Source organism: Tessaracoccus sp. MC1865, assembly GCF_017815535.1.
GTDB lineage: Bacteria > Actinomycetota > Actinomycetes > Propionibacteriales > Propionibacteriaceae > Arachnia.
Genome location: NZ_CP072596.1, coordinates 2,934,643 through 2,948,718 on the forward strand (window position 1 = coordinate 2,934,643; position 14,076 = coordinate 2,948,718).

A 14,076-nucleotide genomic window follows, 5' to 3' on the forward strand; every position below is an offset into this window, starting at 1 on the left:
GGCTCCATTGACACTTCCATTGTTCCACCATTGACTGGGGGTTTCAGGCGGGAGCGCGTTCCTCCTCCACCGGCCCGGGCTCCGTCCGGGACCGCACGGCGTGCCAGATGCGGTGGCAACCGATGACGACGGCGAGCCACGCCAGACCGATGGCCCAGGCGCCGAACACATCGGTCAACCAGTGGTGCCCCAAGAAGACCCGGGAGAGGCCCATCGAGATGGCGTAGAGCGCCGCCAGACCGGCGATGAGCCAGGTGAGCCCCCGTTTCCGGTTCCAGACATGGCGGATCAGCAGGTAGGCGAGGATGCCTGCGATGACCAGCGCATTGAGGCTGTGTCCGCTGGGGAAGCTCATCGACGACTCGTAGGGCGGCACCGCCTCCGCGATGGGGGGCCGGGCCCGGCCGATGTAGTTCTTGCCCAGGACGGTGATGAGCAGCGAGCCACCCACCGCGATGACGGTGAGGATGAGGGGGGTGATGTCGCGCCAACGCCAGCACAGGAATGCGACGACGACCCCTGTGATGATCGGCTGCCAGAGGGGGCCGCCGGTGTTCGAGTACCAGGCGACGAACGAGGTGAACCCCGGGGTGCGTGCGGCGAGGGCCCAGTCGAGTGCAGGGCGGTCCCAGGCCGCGACACCGTCCCTGTCGCCGACCGACTCGAGGATCTCTCCGAACAACTCGGTCAGGCCGATGGCCGCCAGCAGGGCGACGACGAGGGTGGTGCCGAGGAGGGCGGACGCCTTGGCTTTGGGCGTCGAGTCAGGCAGTTGCATCCGACAATGCTCGCACGGACGCCGGCCACTGGCCGCGGACTCAGCCAGCTAGTTCGACGCTGAGCCCGCCGTCGCGCAGGATCTGGGCCCCGGACGGGAGGCCCACTTCGGAGCGCACCACTTCCGTGTAGCCGGTCTCGTAGACGACCCGTGTCACGCGGCGCGAGTTGATGATCAACCGGGCGCACGTGGCGCACGGCTCGTGGGTGACGAACAGGGTGTGGCCCTCGCCGTTCCAGTTCGCAGCCAGGAGGGCATTGACCTCCGCGTGGATGAACCCGCTCTGGCCTTGGGCCATGGATTCGCGTTGGTTCGGTTCGCCGGCGGCCCGGCCGTTGTAACCGACGCCGACCACGCGGTGCCACCTGTCCAGCAGGCAGGCGCCCACCTGGACCTTCGCGTCGGCGCTCCGGGAGGCCCAGAGGCGTGCGGTGGCGAGGCCGAGTTCGTCGAACGAGGGGCGCGTCATGCGGCTGAGTCTAGAACCCGCACAGTCCTGCACCCTCGGCGCAGCGCGGCAACGAAACCTGCGCCGCCGAGGACGAGGGCCGGTGCAGACGCCGAGGACCTGCCCCAGCACGTAGTGGGCACCCAGCAGGAGCCACCCGCTCAGGACTCCCGCAGCAGCCGCTTGGCGCCGGCGGCGCACCAGGCGACCGGCGAGGATCAGGGCGCCCGCCCGGCCACCGCCAGCACCCATCCCCAGGATCTCCGCACCATGCCTGGCAGCCTATTGCGGCACGGCAGGCGCGGGGATCCGTCTGGGGTACTGATCCTCGTAGACTCCAGGGCATGAGCGAGCTGACCGTCGACCCGGGCCCGGGGATTCCCGACGGCCTGGTCATCCCGGCCGGCGAACTGCGGGAGCGGTTCGCCCGCTCGTCCGGCCCCGGCGGTCAGGGGGTCAACACCACCGACAGCAAGGTGCAGCTCTCTTTCGACGTCCGTGCCTCGACCACGCTCACGGAGGCGCAGCGTCGGCGGGTGCTGCACCGGCTGCGGCACAGAATGGCCGACGGGGTGCTCGCCGTCGAAGCCTCGGAGGAGCGCTCGCAACTCCGCAACCGCGCCGCCGCCCGCCAGCGGCTGGCTGCGATGCTTCGCGAGGCGCTCGCCCCGCCCCCACCGAAGCGGCGGGCCACCCGCCCGACCAGGGGATCGGTGGAACGCCGGTTGCGGTCCAAGAAGCACAGGGCGGAGCTGAAGAGCGCGCGCCGTCGCCCGGGCGAATGAGCGGGCCCTCCTTCGGCGCGACGCATTGTCGAGCGCGCTGCAATCTGCGGGCTGCGCTCGGCAATTGGTAGATCGGGACGTTTGGCCCCGGAACTGCCGCACCCGGCGTGAACCTTCGCGGTCGTCAATCGAGCAGCGGGATGTCCAGGTCGTAGGCCAGGACGACCGCCCGGGCGAGCTCGGCCTCTTGTGCGTAGGTCAGAAACCCGACGGTCCGGCCGAGCAGCCTGCTCGGAACGGTGACGACGTTGTCGAGGGAGATCACGCCGTCGTGGTCGAGGCCGTTGGCAGGGCCGACCGGAACCTCGCTGGACAGGCCCTTGATGGTGGAGGTGATCGGCGCGATCGTGACTTTCGTCATGGCAGCACGCGCGGCCGCGCGAGTCAGAACGACTGCTGGTCGTGTCTTGTCGAGCCGCACCAGGCAGATCTCGCGCACGGGTCAGTCCTCGACGGTCGTGTGTGCGACGGACCAGTTGACCAGCTCGTCGAGCTCGTCAGTGGTGCCCCGCTCGCGCAGGATGGCGGCGTCGTGCTCGGCAACCTGACGGCGCATCTCGCGCTCGACGGCACGTGCCACGAGTGCTGCTCGGCTGGGAGCGTTGCCGGCGGCCACGGACTTGTCGAGGAAGGCCACCATGTCGTCGGGCAGGCGGATCGCGATCTGCACAGTCATGTCACCGATCATACCAGCACGGGTCCCACATCGGGATGCACGCTCATGCCGCGCTGGGGTGGTCATTGGCTCCTGTAGACGTCGGACCGGTGGTCGATGGCCACGATGGTGACGACGTCGGAGATGCGGTAGATGATGCGGAAGTCCCCGCGTCGTGCGCTGTGGAGGCCTTCCATTTCACGACGCAGGGCCTTGCCGACGCGACGCGGGTTCGCGGCCACGGGCGCGTAGATGAACTCCATCGCTGCTGCGGCTACCTTCTCCGGGAGATGGATCAGGGCGCGCTTGGCAGTAGGGGTCCAGGCGATGGACAGGGGAGCGTCGTCGCTCATGCGGTGAGGGTGCGAAGGATCTCGTCCTTGGTCATGACTTCCGCGTCGCCTGCGGAGAGTTCGGTCAGGCTGGATCGGACTTGACGCATCAGCTGGGGACGGCCGGCGATGTCCAGGGTCTCTTCGAGCGAGGCGAGGTCGTCGATGCTGACCACGACGGCCGCGGGGCGGCCATGCTTGGTGATCACCACCCGGTCGTGCTCACGTTCCACCTGGTCTACCACTTCGGACAGGTGGTTTTTGACGTCCCGTAGCGCCATCGATCCTTCCACGGTCATGGCTACAAGTGTAGCCACAATCCGGCACCCTGCAATGCGCGCATCTGCCGCGTCTGGCGCATCACATCGCAGTGATGGATGATGTCGCCCATGAGTATCGAAGCGTGGTGGCCGAAGCTTCGTCAGCAGTCCCGTGAGTATTTGATGGAAAACAACGGTGACCAGGTCCCGACCGACCTTGTCGAAGAAATCACTGGGGCAGGCGGCATCGTCAGCACCGATGCATGGTGGGTCGGCCAGAGCGGTCCAGCCGGGCTATACCTGTCGGACGAGGCGAACGACTGGATCGACGAGGTCGCCAACGGCGAGACCCCTGAACCTCGCGCGGAGGACGGCGCTCCAACAGCCTGACATGACGGAAACACAGCCGTGTGATTTATCCCCGGGTGTGGGTAACCCTGTGGACAACCGTCACAGGAAGCGGACCCAGTTGGGGCCTGCGCCCGTCTCGAGCTGGCTCTGCAGCACCAGGTGGCCGTCGTCGTAGATCCGGTACAGCGAGGCGTGCCCGCTGCGCTCCCCCACCACGACGACATGCTCACCCTCAGGCGACACCGTCAGCCCGCGCGGCTGCGTCTCCGTATCGGTGATCACGGCCGGGCCGCGTAGCGAGCCGTCCGCTTCGACGGCGACTGCGCCCACCGTCGACTCCGTGCGCTCAGTGCACAGCAGCCACCGGCCCCCGGCGGCCAGCGCCAGGTCCGCGCCCCACACCAGGTGACCCGCCATGGGGTCCACCCCGAACGACGACGTGTGCAGCCCCCGCGTCACGTCGAAGGCCGGGACCTCCTCGCGACAGGTCAGCCGGCCGGATTCGCCGCGTTCGAAGTGGATGGCCTCACCGGTGAACTCGGTCAGGAGGTACGCGTGGTTGCTGTCCGGCGAGAAGATGAGGTGCCGCGGCCCCGTCCCGGGCGTGGCGTGGATGAACGGTTCAGACAGTTCGGAGAGTCCGCCGTCGACGGTGGTGGCGAACTGGGCGATGCGGTCGTCGCCCAGCGACACGAAGTAGGCGTTGTGGCCGCTCGGGTCGAACAGTGCTGCGTGCATGTTCCGGCTCTCCAGGCGTGCCGACGGATCGCCCACCACGCCGTCGACAACGCGGTACGACGCGCCCCAGCCGCCGTGGTAGGAGGCGGCCAGCAGCATGTGGCCCTTCGGCGACACGTCCAGGTAGGCCAACGGATCCTCCACCGGGCGGCGCGCCACCTCCTGATGCCGGCCGTTCTCCCGATCGATGCGCAGCGTCAGGATCGCGGGCGCCGGCTCCGATGTGGCGACATACAGCAGGCCACGGGCATGGTCGACGGCGAACGTACTGCACCCCGCGCCGACGGCGACGTCGCTCACCCGGATCAGCTGCTCGTCGCTGATCCGCAGGGTGGTGAGTGTGCCGCCCTTGGAGTTTCCGACCAGGACCATCGCGTCATTGCTCATGGCGCAAGCTTAGGCACAGGGCCGGGCACCCGGGAGGTGTTGGCCACGTCACGCGGGCGTGAACGACACCATCGAGTTGAACGTCCACTGATTGCGCCAGGCGTAGCTGCCCGTCCCGTCGGCGCCCACCGAGTAGGCGATCACCGAGGCCACCAGGTAGCTGCGGCAGCCGCCCCAGCCCGTGGCGGCCGTGTCGCATTCGGTGCGCCACCGCCGGCCGTTGCTCGTCCATTCGCCAGTTGTGGCCAGCGGGTTGCCGGCCCAGACCGAACGCGGCGTGGGCTTGTAGGTGAGGTTGTTGAACAGCCAGCCGGTGCTCTGCACGAACCGGCCGCCAGCCTGGCTGACCACCGTGCCCCAGATCTCCGTGCGGCAGCGCTCGGTCACCGAGTACGGCTCGCACGAGGTGCGCCAGCGCCGCCCGTTGACCAGGTGCTCGCCCGGCGTCACGTAGAGAAGCTCTGGGTTCTTCACGAAATCCGGAGGGGGCTCGACGCTCGGATGGCGCAGCCCCAGCGGACCCTTCGCCGCTTCCGTCACCAGGTTGCGCACGAGCCCGCGCGCGAACGCCTGCGACCTGGCCGGCGCGGATTCCATCCAAGGCGACACCGCCCACGCGAACGCGAACGACCCCAGGTTCACCACCCCCGCCCCGGACGGTGCCGAGTAGTACGTGATGTCCGAGAAGGCGTTGGCGTCGTTGGTGCACCGCAACGGGCTGTGCGCCACCACGACAGTGGAGTCAGGCGACTGCTTCGCCAACCGGTCGATCTCATGACCGACGAGCCCCGGGTACTGGGCGCCGGCGGTCACGCCGAGGCCCGCGAACCCCCAGAACGTCGGATCCGTGACCACCAGGGGCGCCGTTTCCCGGGAACGAGACGCGCACGTGTACTGCGAACCCAGCAGCACGGCCTCGGGATCCGCCCCCGGGCTCCGTCGCCAGAGGTCCGTGGTGGTCGGGCCCTGCACCGGGTCTAGGCTGGCGTCCTTGTAGCTGGTCACGATGGCGCCATCGGCGTTCCACCGGATGCGCCAGTAGGCAGTGTTGGCACCGAGGAAGAGCAGGTTGGTGCCGGAGTCGCGCAACGTCTCGGCCGCGCGTCGCATCTCCCAGCTCCAGTACTCGTCGTGGCCGAGGAACACCATGGCCGGCGAGCCGGCGTACTGCGCCGCCCCTTGATGCAGCGCGAAGTTCGTGGTGTAGGAGAGAGGCACGCCCAGCGACTCGAGTTGCTGGATCAACCCCACCTCGTACTCCTGCACCTTGAGGGTGCGGTTCCCCTCGAACGCCTGGGGGCGCATGAACGAGACGCGGTGCGCGCGGTACTCGAAGGCGGAGCGCCCATCCTGGTAGCCCTGGTAGAGGCTGAAGTTGCCCATCGGGTTGTACGCCTGGTGGGTGGCCGTCGCCGACATCACCGTCACCGTGCCGCGGTGCGAGCGCGAGCGCAGGATGACCGGCACCGTCTTGGACCTGCCCGACGCGTGGCGCAGGTTCACGTAGTACATGCCCGGCAGCCAGCCGGTGGTGTCGAGGGTGTGCGTGACCTCCCACCCGGAGCAGTCCACCATGTTGCCCTCTTCGAGCGTGCAGGGCTGCTGCGCGACGCCGGGTTGGGCGGGCAGTTGCGCCACCCTGAGCCCGCCGCGGCCGCCGTAGTCGCCGATGCGGTACACGTCAACGGCCACGCCCTGGGAGGGGCTGTGCACCCGCAGTTCCATGGGCTGGCCGGGGAGGAGGCTCTCGGCGCCGACGAATCCCTTGAGCTCCGTGTCGGTCGCCTGCTGGGCGAGGGGGACCCGCCAGTTGTGGAGGCCTTCGTCGGCCGTCGCCACGGACGGCGTGAAGACGCTCCACACCAGGGCGATGGCGAGGAGCAGTGCTGAAGAACGCCGGAGAGCCACGTCCCCACGATAGGAGAATCCCTGCCCGCCGGTGCGGGCGGGGCAGGGATTCGGGAAGCGTGCCGCGAGCGGCCGGGGGTCAGTCGCTGAAGCGCACCAGGTTGTTGAAGACCTCGGCGCCGCCGGCGGACGACTTCACGTAGGTGCGGCAGGCGCCGCGACCCGTCGCGGCGGTGTCGCACTCGGTGCGCCACTGGCGACCCTGCGCGTCGCTCCAACTGGCGGTCGTGCCCAGGTCGTTGCCTACCCAGAGTTCGCGCTTGGCGGGCTTGTAGGTGAGGTTGTTGAACACCCAGCCCTCGGTGTGCAGCTCATAGCCCGCCACGTTCTCGACCATGGAGGCCCAGATCTCGGTGCGGCACCGCTCCGTCTGCGAGTACGGCTCGCAGGTGGTGCGCCAGGCGCGGCCGCCGACGGTGTGCTGACCGTCGGTCACGTAGAGCGCGACGGCGTCGATGGTGTCGGCCGCGGCGATCGCCGGCCGCTGGACGTCACGCGAGGCGGCGACCTGCGACGCGCGGTGCAGCGCGGAGGCGGGCAGCAGCGTGTTGCTCAGTGCGGGCACGGCGTAGCAGGAGCGACGTGCGTCGGCGACGACGGCGCCGTCGGAGTTGCGCGTCCAGTAGCCGCAGTAGGCGCCGCCGCTGCCGTGGACGGCGTAGCCACCCAGCTGCAGGCCCTCGATGGGCATCTCCGTGCCGGCCTTCATCAGCGTGAAGTGCACGTGGCGGAAGGTGCCACGGCCACAGGTCTCGGAGCCCGGCATGCCGGTCATCCCCAGTTTGGTACCGGCCGCCACCTGCTGGCCGGCGGCGAGGCCGGCCGGGATGGCGCGAAGGTGGAAGTACTTCGTCTGCCAGCCGTCCTCGTGGGTGATGATGACCTCGCAGTTGGCCTTGACCGTGGTGATCACGCCATCGGCGGCGGCGACCACGTCGACCGACGCGTTGCCGGCGGCGCCGAGATCCACGGAACTACGCACTCCGGAGGCGAACGTGTGGGTGCCGCCACCCTGGACTGTGAGGCCCCAACCCACGGGCAGCAGCATGGGGAAATCCGGAAGGGTGGCTGCGGCCTCGGCCCTCGGAGCGGTGGCGACGCTGAACACGCCAGCCAGGAGCGCCACTACCAGGGCTCCGACAAAAGACTTTCGCACGCAGATATCCTTCAGCAAATTCTCAGGGTTTCTCAGGATGAGGAGACCACCCACGGGGTGATCCCTGAAAACTGTACGAGTTTCCTGAGAGTTTCCCAAATCCTTCCTGAGGATTGCTCAGATTTCTGCTAGGGGCGATGCCTCTGCGGCCGAAACCTCCCCCTTCGCGGGGCCGACGGTGAGGGCGGCGATACCGGTGGTCAGGGGCACGCTCAACACCAGGCCGATGGCCGAGCCGAGGGTGCGGACGGCCTCCCCGGCGAACATCTCGACGCCGAGCAGGTCCAGCGGCGCCCGGGAGGTGAAGTACAGGAGGAGCAGCACGGTCAGGGCTGCGCCGGCGTAGGCGAAGACGATGGTGTAGATGGTGGAGGCGATGTGGTCGCGGCCGATTCGCATCCCCGCCGCGAACACGCGGGTCCGCGACCACTGCGGCGCTGCGCCGCGCAGCTCCCAGACGGCCGAGGCCTGGGTGATCGTCACGTCGTTGAGCACGCCGAGCCCCCCCACGATGATGCCCACCATCAGCAGGTCCTGGAAGTTGATGGCGGGCGCGAGTTGGGCGAGGTCGTACTCGTTCTCGTCAGAGAAGCCGGACAGCCGGGCTGTCACGACAGCCACCGCGCCCAGCCCCGTGGTTACCGCGAGCCCCAGCAGCGTCCCGGCCAGCGCGGCCGAGGTGCGCACCGAGACCCCGTGCGCCACGTAGAGCACGATGAACATGATCACCGTCGACCCGGCCAGCGCCACGGCCATGCCGGATTTGCCGACGATGACGGCCGGAAGCATGAACCCCAGCAGTACGTAGGCGGCGATGCCCAGCGCCACCAGCGCCATCAGCCCCCGCCACCTGGCGACGGCGACCACCGCAGCCACGAACAGCGCCAGCATGATCCCGATCACCGGCAGCCGGTTCACGCCGCTGAACGCATAGTGGAAGCCGTCTTCGGTGGGGATGCGGGCGACCTCTATGGAGTCGCCCGCCCTCAAGCCTGCATGCACCTGGGGGCCGGACAGCTCGACGGCGACCTCCGCCCCCTCGTCGGCCCCGCTGTCCACGACGACGCTGGCGGTCAGGCAGGCGGGCCCCTCGACGGGGCCGACGTCGGCCGATTCGCACCCCTCGACGACCTCCGTGATGGTGGCGTCCTCATACGTGACGCCGGGCACCTCGTCGACGATGGTGAGGGCGCCGCGGAGTTCGGCGCCGCTGGGCCACAGCCAGATCATGCCCGCCACGGCGAGGATGCCCACGATGGCGAGGAAGCCGACGAGGAGAGCCCGGGCGCGCTGACCCACTTCTACTGGTGCGTGTTCGCCGTGCGAGTGACCCATGCGGGCCAACGTACACGGCGGACGTACACTCGAAAACGTGTCGACGAACGCGGAAACCAGGCGGAAGCGGCGCCCGGACGCCAAGTGCCCGCTGCGCCCCGGGGATCCGTGCACCCTCTGCCAGATCAACGTGACCGGACCGCACGACTGCGGCCTCGTCTATCTCATCATGGACGACCCGGAATCCCGCGAGGCCTGGGCTGAGAGCCGCCGGAAACAGCACCAGTAGGCGCGCGGGTACGCTCGTCCCATGGAAATGGCCGCGCCCGTCTGCTATCGGCACCCGAACGAACCCACCCGCATCTCGTGCCAGCGCTGCGGCCGCCCCATCTGCCCCCAGTGCATGGTGCCGGGCTCGGTGGGGTTCCAGTGCCCCGAATGCGTGCAGCAGGGGATGCAGCAGACACGGCAACACGCGCTCCCGTACGGCGGCGAGCGCACCTCCAACCCCAAGACGACCTCGATGGTCCTGGTCGGCATCAACGCCGCCATCTGGATCCTGCTGCTGCTGACCGGCGGCTACGACGGCGAGCCGATGGGCTACGTGGCGCTCACCCCCGCCATCGCCGCGTACTACGGCGAATGGTGGCAACTGCTCACCTCGGGTTTCGCGCATGTGGAGTTGTGGCACTTCGGCTTCAACATGCTGGTGTTGTACCTGCTGGGCCCCAACGTCGAGCAGATCGTGGGGCGCTGGAAGTTCCTGGCCATCTACCTCATCTCTTTGCTCGGCGGTTCTGCCAGCGTGATGCTGTTCTCCAACCCGCTGGGCTCCACGCTGGGCGCGTCGGGCGCGATCTACGGTCTCCTCGGCGCCGTGCTGCTGCTCGCCATCAAGCACAAGGGCGACGTGCGCGGCATCCTCACCTGGATCGGCATCAACGTGGCGGTGTCGTTCCTGTGGGCCAACGTGTCATGGCAGGGGCACCTGGGCGGCCTGGTGGGCGGCGTGGTGGCCACGGCCGTCGTCCTGTACCTGCCCAGGTCGGCGCGGAAATGGCAGTGGCCGCTGCTCGCCGTGCTGGCGGTCGCCTTCGTGGCCGTCAGCCTCTTCCGGGGCCTCCAGCTCGCCGGATAGCGCCGCCTGTCACCGCCAGAGCGTGTGCTTCAGCGCCTCCTCGACGGTGGGCTCAGAGAACCTGAACCCCGCGGTCTGGAGCTTGGCCGAGGAGACCCGCTGGTCGGTGTCGATCAGCTGGTCGTAGCCCTCGGACCCCAGGAGGACCTTGGGCCCCACCGAGGGCACCGGCAGCCAGGACCGTTTCCCGATCACCCGGGCCAGCGTCTCGGCGAACTCCCCGTTGGTGACCGGAGCGGGCCCCACCATGTTGACCGGTCCCTGCACCGACGGCGCCACCACGGCATACGTGTACGCGCGGGCCACGTCGTCGATCCCGATCCAGCTGTTCATGCCCTCCTTCGGCGACACCGGGCCACCCAGCCCCAGGAAGAACAGCGGGAGCTGCGGCAGGAGGGCCCCGCCGCCCTGGCTCAACGCGATCCCGGTGCGCATGAAGGCGGTGCGGGCCCCAGCGTCCGACGCGGCGCCGGCGGCCCCCTCCCACTGACGCACGACGTCGGCGAGGAACCCGTCGCCGGGCGCCGACTCCTCGGTCAGGAGTTCGCCCGGGCGTCGCGCGCCGTAGATGCCGATGCCCGACGCCTGGATCAGCGCGGTCGACGGGTGCTGGGCGACGGCGTCGGCCAGCGTGTGCGTGGCGTCGAGGCGTGACTGCAGGATCTTCTGCTTGTTCTTCGCGGTGAACCGGCCACCGATGGAGTGCCCGGCGAGGTTGATCACCGCGTCGACGCCTTCGAGGACGGCGGGGGGCAGGTGTCGCCCGGCGGGGTCCCACTGGATGGCGGTGCCGGGCGCGTAGCCCCGGTCCGGCGAGCGGACCAGCCGTCCGACGTGCTGCCCGGCGTTGGCGAGCAGCGCGACCAGTTGCGTGCCGATGAGGCCCGAGGCACCCGAGACGAGGATCCGGCGACTCCGCCCGTCGAGGAGCCGGTGGAGCATGAGGTCGCCCTTCATCTGGCGCGCCCTGAACCGGAAGTCGCGGTTGTGTTCCACGTCGGTGTCGAACTTCAGCCTGGGGGCGTCGAACGTGATGCGGTCGAACATCCTGGTGCCGCCGTCGGGCAGGTCGCTGAGGAACGACTCGTGGCGCCAACTGTTGAAGATGCCGCTGTCCACCATGTCGACGACCTGCACGTCGTCGCTCAGCGCCATGTAGCGGTAGGTGGCCTTCGGCTTCGGATAGGGCCGGTAGGGCAGGTGGACGCTCACGGTGAACTGGTTGCCCACGCGGTAGTCGTCCGGGTTGCCCTCGAGGACGGTCAGGCCGCCCCCGGGGATGAAGCGCACCAGCCCACCGGGGCCGTACAGCATCCGGCGGACGAGGTCGCGCGGATGCGCGAAGTCGGTGACGTGCTCGTAGACCTTCATACGGGTCATCCTGTCAGGCACGCGGGAGTTTCAGGGGCTATCGGCCCCGACCGGGCGCCGGGAGGCCGAGCCACCCGGCGCCGGGATGGTGCCCGCCGGCGCGCTTCACCTCCGTGAGGAGCGGGTAACGCTCCCGAACCGATGCCTCCACCCGGTCATGCAGCGTCGACGCGGCCGCGGGGCAGTCCTCGCAGGCGCCGCCGAAGTTGAGCTTCAGCGTCGTGGCCGTCGCATCGGCGACTGTGATGTGGCCGCCGTGGCTCGACACGTAGCCGGCCAGCTCACCCTCCAGCACCTCGCGCGCCAGCATTCCCAGCAGTTCCCCGGAGCCCTCGGTGACCTGCCAGCCGTCGAGGTCGACGGCGGCCGCCACCGCGTCGCGGATCCGCGGGCCGTGCTCGGTCCAGGTGCGGTCCTCGGCCAACCACGTCCAGACACCGCGTCGTTCCACCATTGCCTTGGTCAACACGCCGTACTCGAGCAGCGGGCCGAGCGTGCCGGGCGCGTGCAGAACCTGGCCGACGGGGAGGTCGACGTCGGTGACCCAGCGCACGGCGCGCGGTTCGCCCGGGATCGACTGGGGGTGGATGGCGCGTGTCATGTGAGCACTCCCACGATCTGATGGGCCAGGAAGGCCATGAGCCAGGCGGTGAGGCCCAGGTAGCCGAAGGCGATGAGCGGCCACCGCCAGGTGCCGGTCTCGCGACGCATCACGGCCAGCGTGGACATGCACTGCAGCGCGTAGACGAAGAACACCAGCAGCGCGGCGATGGTGGGAGGCGTGAAGACCTCCTCGCCCTCGCGCGGCCCGTCCTGGTGCCGCATTTCCGCCAACGCTCTGGCCGGGTTCTCGGGATCCGAGGCGGACGCCACCTGGCCGAGCGTCGCGACGAAGACCTCGCGCGCGGCCAGCGACGAGATCACGCCCACGTTGACGCGCCAGTCGAAGCCCAGCGGCTCGAACACCGGTTGCACCGCGCGGCCGAGGCCGGCCGCCACCGAATGGTCCAGCGTGTAGGCGGTCACGGCCACCTCGTCGGCGGGGTCCACCCCTGCCGCCACCAGGTCGTCAGCCGAGCGCATCGGCAGGCTCAACAGCGCCCAGAGGACCACCGTCGTGACCAGGATGATCGAGGTGACCTTCCGCAGGAACGCCTTGCAGGCATCCCACACCGAGATCAGCACCGTCCTGAGCTTCGGCAGCCGGTAGGACGGCATCTCCATGTAGAACGGCAGCCCCACGCCCGAGCGCCCCACGACCCGCTTCCAGAACCACGCCGACGTCATGGCCGACGCGGCCCCCAGCACGTAGAGGCCGAACATGATGGCGCCCTGTGCCCGCACCGGGCCCCAGCCCAGCTCGGGCGGCACGAGCATCCCGATCAGCAGCACATACACGGGCAGCCGGGCGGAGCAGGTCATCAGCGGAGCGGCCATCATGGTGGCCAGCCGGTCCTTGGCCGAGGGCAGCGTGCGCGTGGCCATGATGCCCGGGATGGCGCAGGCCAGCGACGAGAGGAGCGCGACGAACGCGCGGCCCTCCAGGCCCGCCGTCGACATCACGCGGTCCATCAGGTAGGCGGCGCGCGACAGGTAGCCGGAACCCTCGAGCAACGAGATGAGGATGAAGAGCAGAGCGATCTGCGGCAGGAACACCAGCACGCCGCCCACACCGGCCAGCAGCGCGTCGGCGGTGAAGGAGGCCAACCAGCCCACCGGGATGGCGCCGCGCGCCCAGTCGCCGAGCCACGCGAACGCCGCCTCGATCCAGCCCTGCAGGGGGGCGGCCACCACGAAGATGGTCTGGAAGAACACGAACATGGTGAGGAAGAAGATGAGGCTGCCCCAGAGGGGGTGCAGCAGCACGCGGTCGAACCTGGCGGTGCGCGAATCCGGATCCGGCGCGGCGAAGTGCGCCGCGGTGAGGACGGACTGCGTCCAGCCGACGACGGCCTCGGGTTCCGTGGGAGGCACCAGCATCGGCGCGGGCCACTGGGCGGGCGCGGCGAGGATCTGGCGGAGGGCCTCGACCCCCCGTCGTTCACCCGCCACCACGGGCAGCACCTTGAGCCCGAGCGCCCGGGACAACGCCTCGGGGTCGACCTTGCCGCCGCGGTGCAGCAACTCGTCGACGAACGTCAGCACGATCGCGGTGGGCAGACCGGCCTGTTGCACCTGGGCGACGAAGCCGAGCCCCCGCCTCAGGTTCGTCGCGTCGACGACGACGAGCAGCCCGGCCAGCGTGCCCGCCTCCTCGAGGACGGCGGCGACGATCTCTTCGTCAGGGCTGATGGGATCGAGCGAGTAGGTGCCGGGGAGGTCCTCGACCACCACCGGCCCGGTGGTGGTCTCGACCAGGCCCTCGTACCTCGCGACGGTGACGCCGGGGTAGTTGCCCGTCTTGGCCCGCAGGCCCGTGAGCCCGTTGAAGAGCGTGGTCTTGCCGGCGTTCGGGCTCCCGACGAGCGCCACCCGCGGGAGCACCTCTCCGGTC

At 69.4% G+C, this 14,076-nt stretch carries 17 protein-coding genes; 4 read left to right on the top strand and 13 right to left on the bottom strand.

Going from position 1 to position 14,076, the window contains the following annotated elements; genetic code table 11:
• Positions 1-43: 43 nt before the first annotated feature.
• Positions 44-778: a phosphatase PAP2 family protein gene (locus J7D54_RS13630; RefSeq protein WP_182763181.1), complete on the bottom strand. Its 735-nt coding sequence runs from the start codon at positions 776-778 to the stop codon at positions 44-46.
• Positions 779-818: 40 nt separating this feature from the next.
• Positions 819-1,247: a deaminase gene (locus J7D54_RS13635; protein WP_182763180.1), complete on the bottom strand. Its 429-nt coding sequence runs from the start codon at positions 1,245-1,247 to the stop codon at positions 819-821.
• A 323-nt stretch (positions 1,248-1,570) separates the two neighbouring features.
• Here J7D54_RS13635 and arfB point away from each other — a divergent pair, with 323 nt between their 5' ends.
• Entirely contained in the window at positions 1,571-2,011 is a 441-nt protein-coding gene (arfB, locus tag J7D54_RS13640; protein WP_182763179.1) for an alternative ribosome rescue aminoacyl-tRNA hydrolase ArfB, read from the top strand.
• Positions 2,012-2,135: 124 nt separating this feature from the next.
• Here the strand turns inward: arfB and J7D54_RS13645 are convergent, their stop codons facing one another.
• From J7D54_RS13645 to J7D54_RS13660, 4 genes are all read right to left on the bottom strand, one after another.
• A complete protein-coding gene (locus tag J7D54_RS13645; protein WP_182763178.1) occupies positions 2,136-2,450 on the bottom strand; it encodes a type II toxin-antitoxin system PemK/MazF family toxin in 315 nt (104 codons plus the stop codon).
• A 3-nt stretch (positions 2,451-2,453) separates the two neighbouring features.
• Positions 2,454-2,687: a YlcI/YnfO family protein gene (locus J7D54_RS13650; protein ID WP_182763177.1), complete on the bottom strand. Its 234-nt coding sequence runs from the start codon at positions 2,685-2,687 to the stop codon at positions 2,454-2,456.
• A 62-nt stretch (positions 2,688-2,749) separates the two neighbouring features.
• Positions 2,750-3,019 (bottom strand): type II toxin-antitoxin system RelE/ParE family toxin, encoded by a 270-nt coding sequence (locus J7D54_RS13655; protein ID WP_182763176.1) that lies wholly within the window; start codon positions 3,017-3,019, stop codon positions 2,750-2,752.
• Positions 3,016-3,297 carry a type II toxin-antitoxin system Phd/YefM family antitoxin gene (locus J7D54_RS13660; protein WP_209455152.1) on the bottom strand — a complete coding sequence of 94 codons (282 nt, stop codon included), beginning with the start codon at positions 3,295-3,297 and terminating at the stop codon, positions 3,016-3,018. Before J7D54_RS13660 ends, J7D54_RS13655 begins: the two co-directional genes overlap by 4 nt.
• Positions 3,298-3,387: 90 nt before the next feature.
• Between J7D54_RS13660 and J7D54_RS13665 the strand changes: the two genes are divergently transcribed.
• Positions 3,388-3,648: a hypothetical protein gene (locus J7D54_RS13665; protein ID WP_182763175.1), complete on the top strand. Its 261-nt coding sequence runs from the start codon at positions 3,388-3,390 to the stop codon at positions 3,646-3,648.
• Positions 3,649-3,708: 60 nt separating this feature from the next.
• On the opposite strand, the gene J7D54_RS13670 is transcribed toward J7D54_RS13665, so the two are convergent.
• From J7D54_RS13670 to J7D54_RS13685, 4 genes are all read right to left on the bottom strand, one after another.
• The gene (locus tag J7D54_RS13670; protein WP_182763174.1) at positions 3,709-4,734 is read right to left on the bottom strand and encodes a beta-propeller fold lactonase family protein; all 1,026 of its coding nucleotides are present in this window, start codon (positions 4,732-4,734) and stop codon (positions 3,709-3,711) included.
• A gap of 48 nt (positions 4,735-4,782) precedes the next feature.
• On the bottom strand, positions 4,783-6,642 hold the full coding sequence (locus J7D54_RS13675; RefSeq protein ID WP_182763173.1) for a N,N-dimethylformamidase beta subunit family domain-containing protein: 1,860 nt from the start codon (positions 6,640-6,642) through the stop codon (positions 4,783-4,785).
• A gap of 79 nt (positions 6,643-6,721) precedes the next feature.
• On the bottom strand, positions 6,722-7,798 hold the full coding sequence (locus J7D54_RS13680) for a M23 family metallopeptidase (protein ID WP_182763172.1): 1,077 nt from the start codon (positions 7,796-7,798) through the stop codon (positions 6,722-6,724).
• Positions 7,799-7,915: 117 nt separating this feature from the next.
• Positions 7,916-9,133, bottom strand: a complete 1,218-nt coding sequence (locus J7D54_RS13685; protein WP_182763171.1) for a YibE/F family protein — start codon at positions 9,131-9,133, stop codon at positions 7,916-7,918.
• Between the two features lie 37 nt (positions 9,134-9,170).
• Between J7D54_RS13685 and J7D54_RS13690 the strand changes: the two genes are divergently transcribed.
• Together J7D54_RS13690 and J7D54_RS13695 are read left to right on the top strand one after the other, a co-directional pair.
• Entirely contained in the window at positions 9,171-9,362 is a 192-nt protein-coding gene (locus J7D54_RS13690; protein ID WP_076063579.1) for a DUF6767 domain-containing protein, read from the top strand.
• A gap of 21 nt (positions 9,363-9,383) precedes the next feature.
• The gene (locus J7D54_RS13695) at positions 9,384-10,211 is read left to right on the top strand and encodes a rhomboid family intramembrane serine protease (RefSeq protein WP_182763170.1); all 828 of its coding nucleotides are present in this window, start codon (positions 9,384-9,386) and stop codon (positions 10,209-10,211) included.
• A 9-nt stretch (positions 10,212-10,220) separates the two neighbouring features.
• Here the strand turns inward: J7D54_RS13695 and J7D54_RS13700 are convergent, their stop codons facing one another.
• From J7D54_RS13700 to J7D54_RS13710, 3 genes are read right to left on the bottom strand one after another with little or no spacing between them, the layout of a single operon-like run.
• Positions 10,221-11,582 (bottom strand): TIGR01777 family oxidoreductase, encoded by a 1,362-nt coding sequence (locus tag J7D54_RS13700; RefSeq protein ID WP_182763169.1) that lies wholly within the window; start codon positions 11,580-11,582, stop codon positions 10,221-10,223.
• A 37-nt stretch (positions 11,583-11,619) separates the two neighbouring features.
• Entirely contained in the window at positions 11,620-12,183 is a 564-nt protein-coding gene (locus J7D54_RS13705; protein WP_182763168.1) for a NifU family protein, read from the bottom strand.
• Positions 12,180-14,066, bottom strand: coding sequence for a ferrous iron transporter B (locus J7D54_RS13710; protein ID WP_182763370.1), 1,887 nt, complete (start codon positions 14,064-14,066; stop codon positions 12,180-12,182). The genes J7D54_RS13705 and J7D54_RS13710 overlap by 4 nt, the downstream gene beginning before the upstream one ends.
• Between the last annotated feature and the right edge of the window lie 10 nt (positions 14,067-14,076).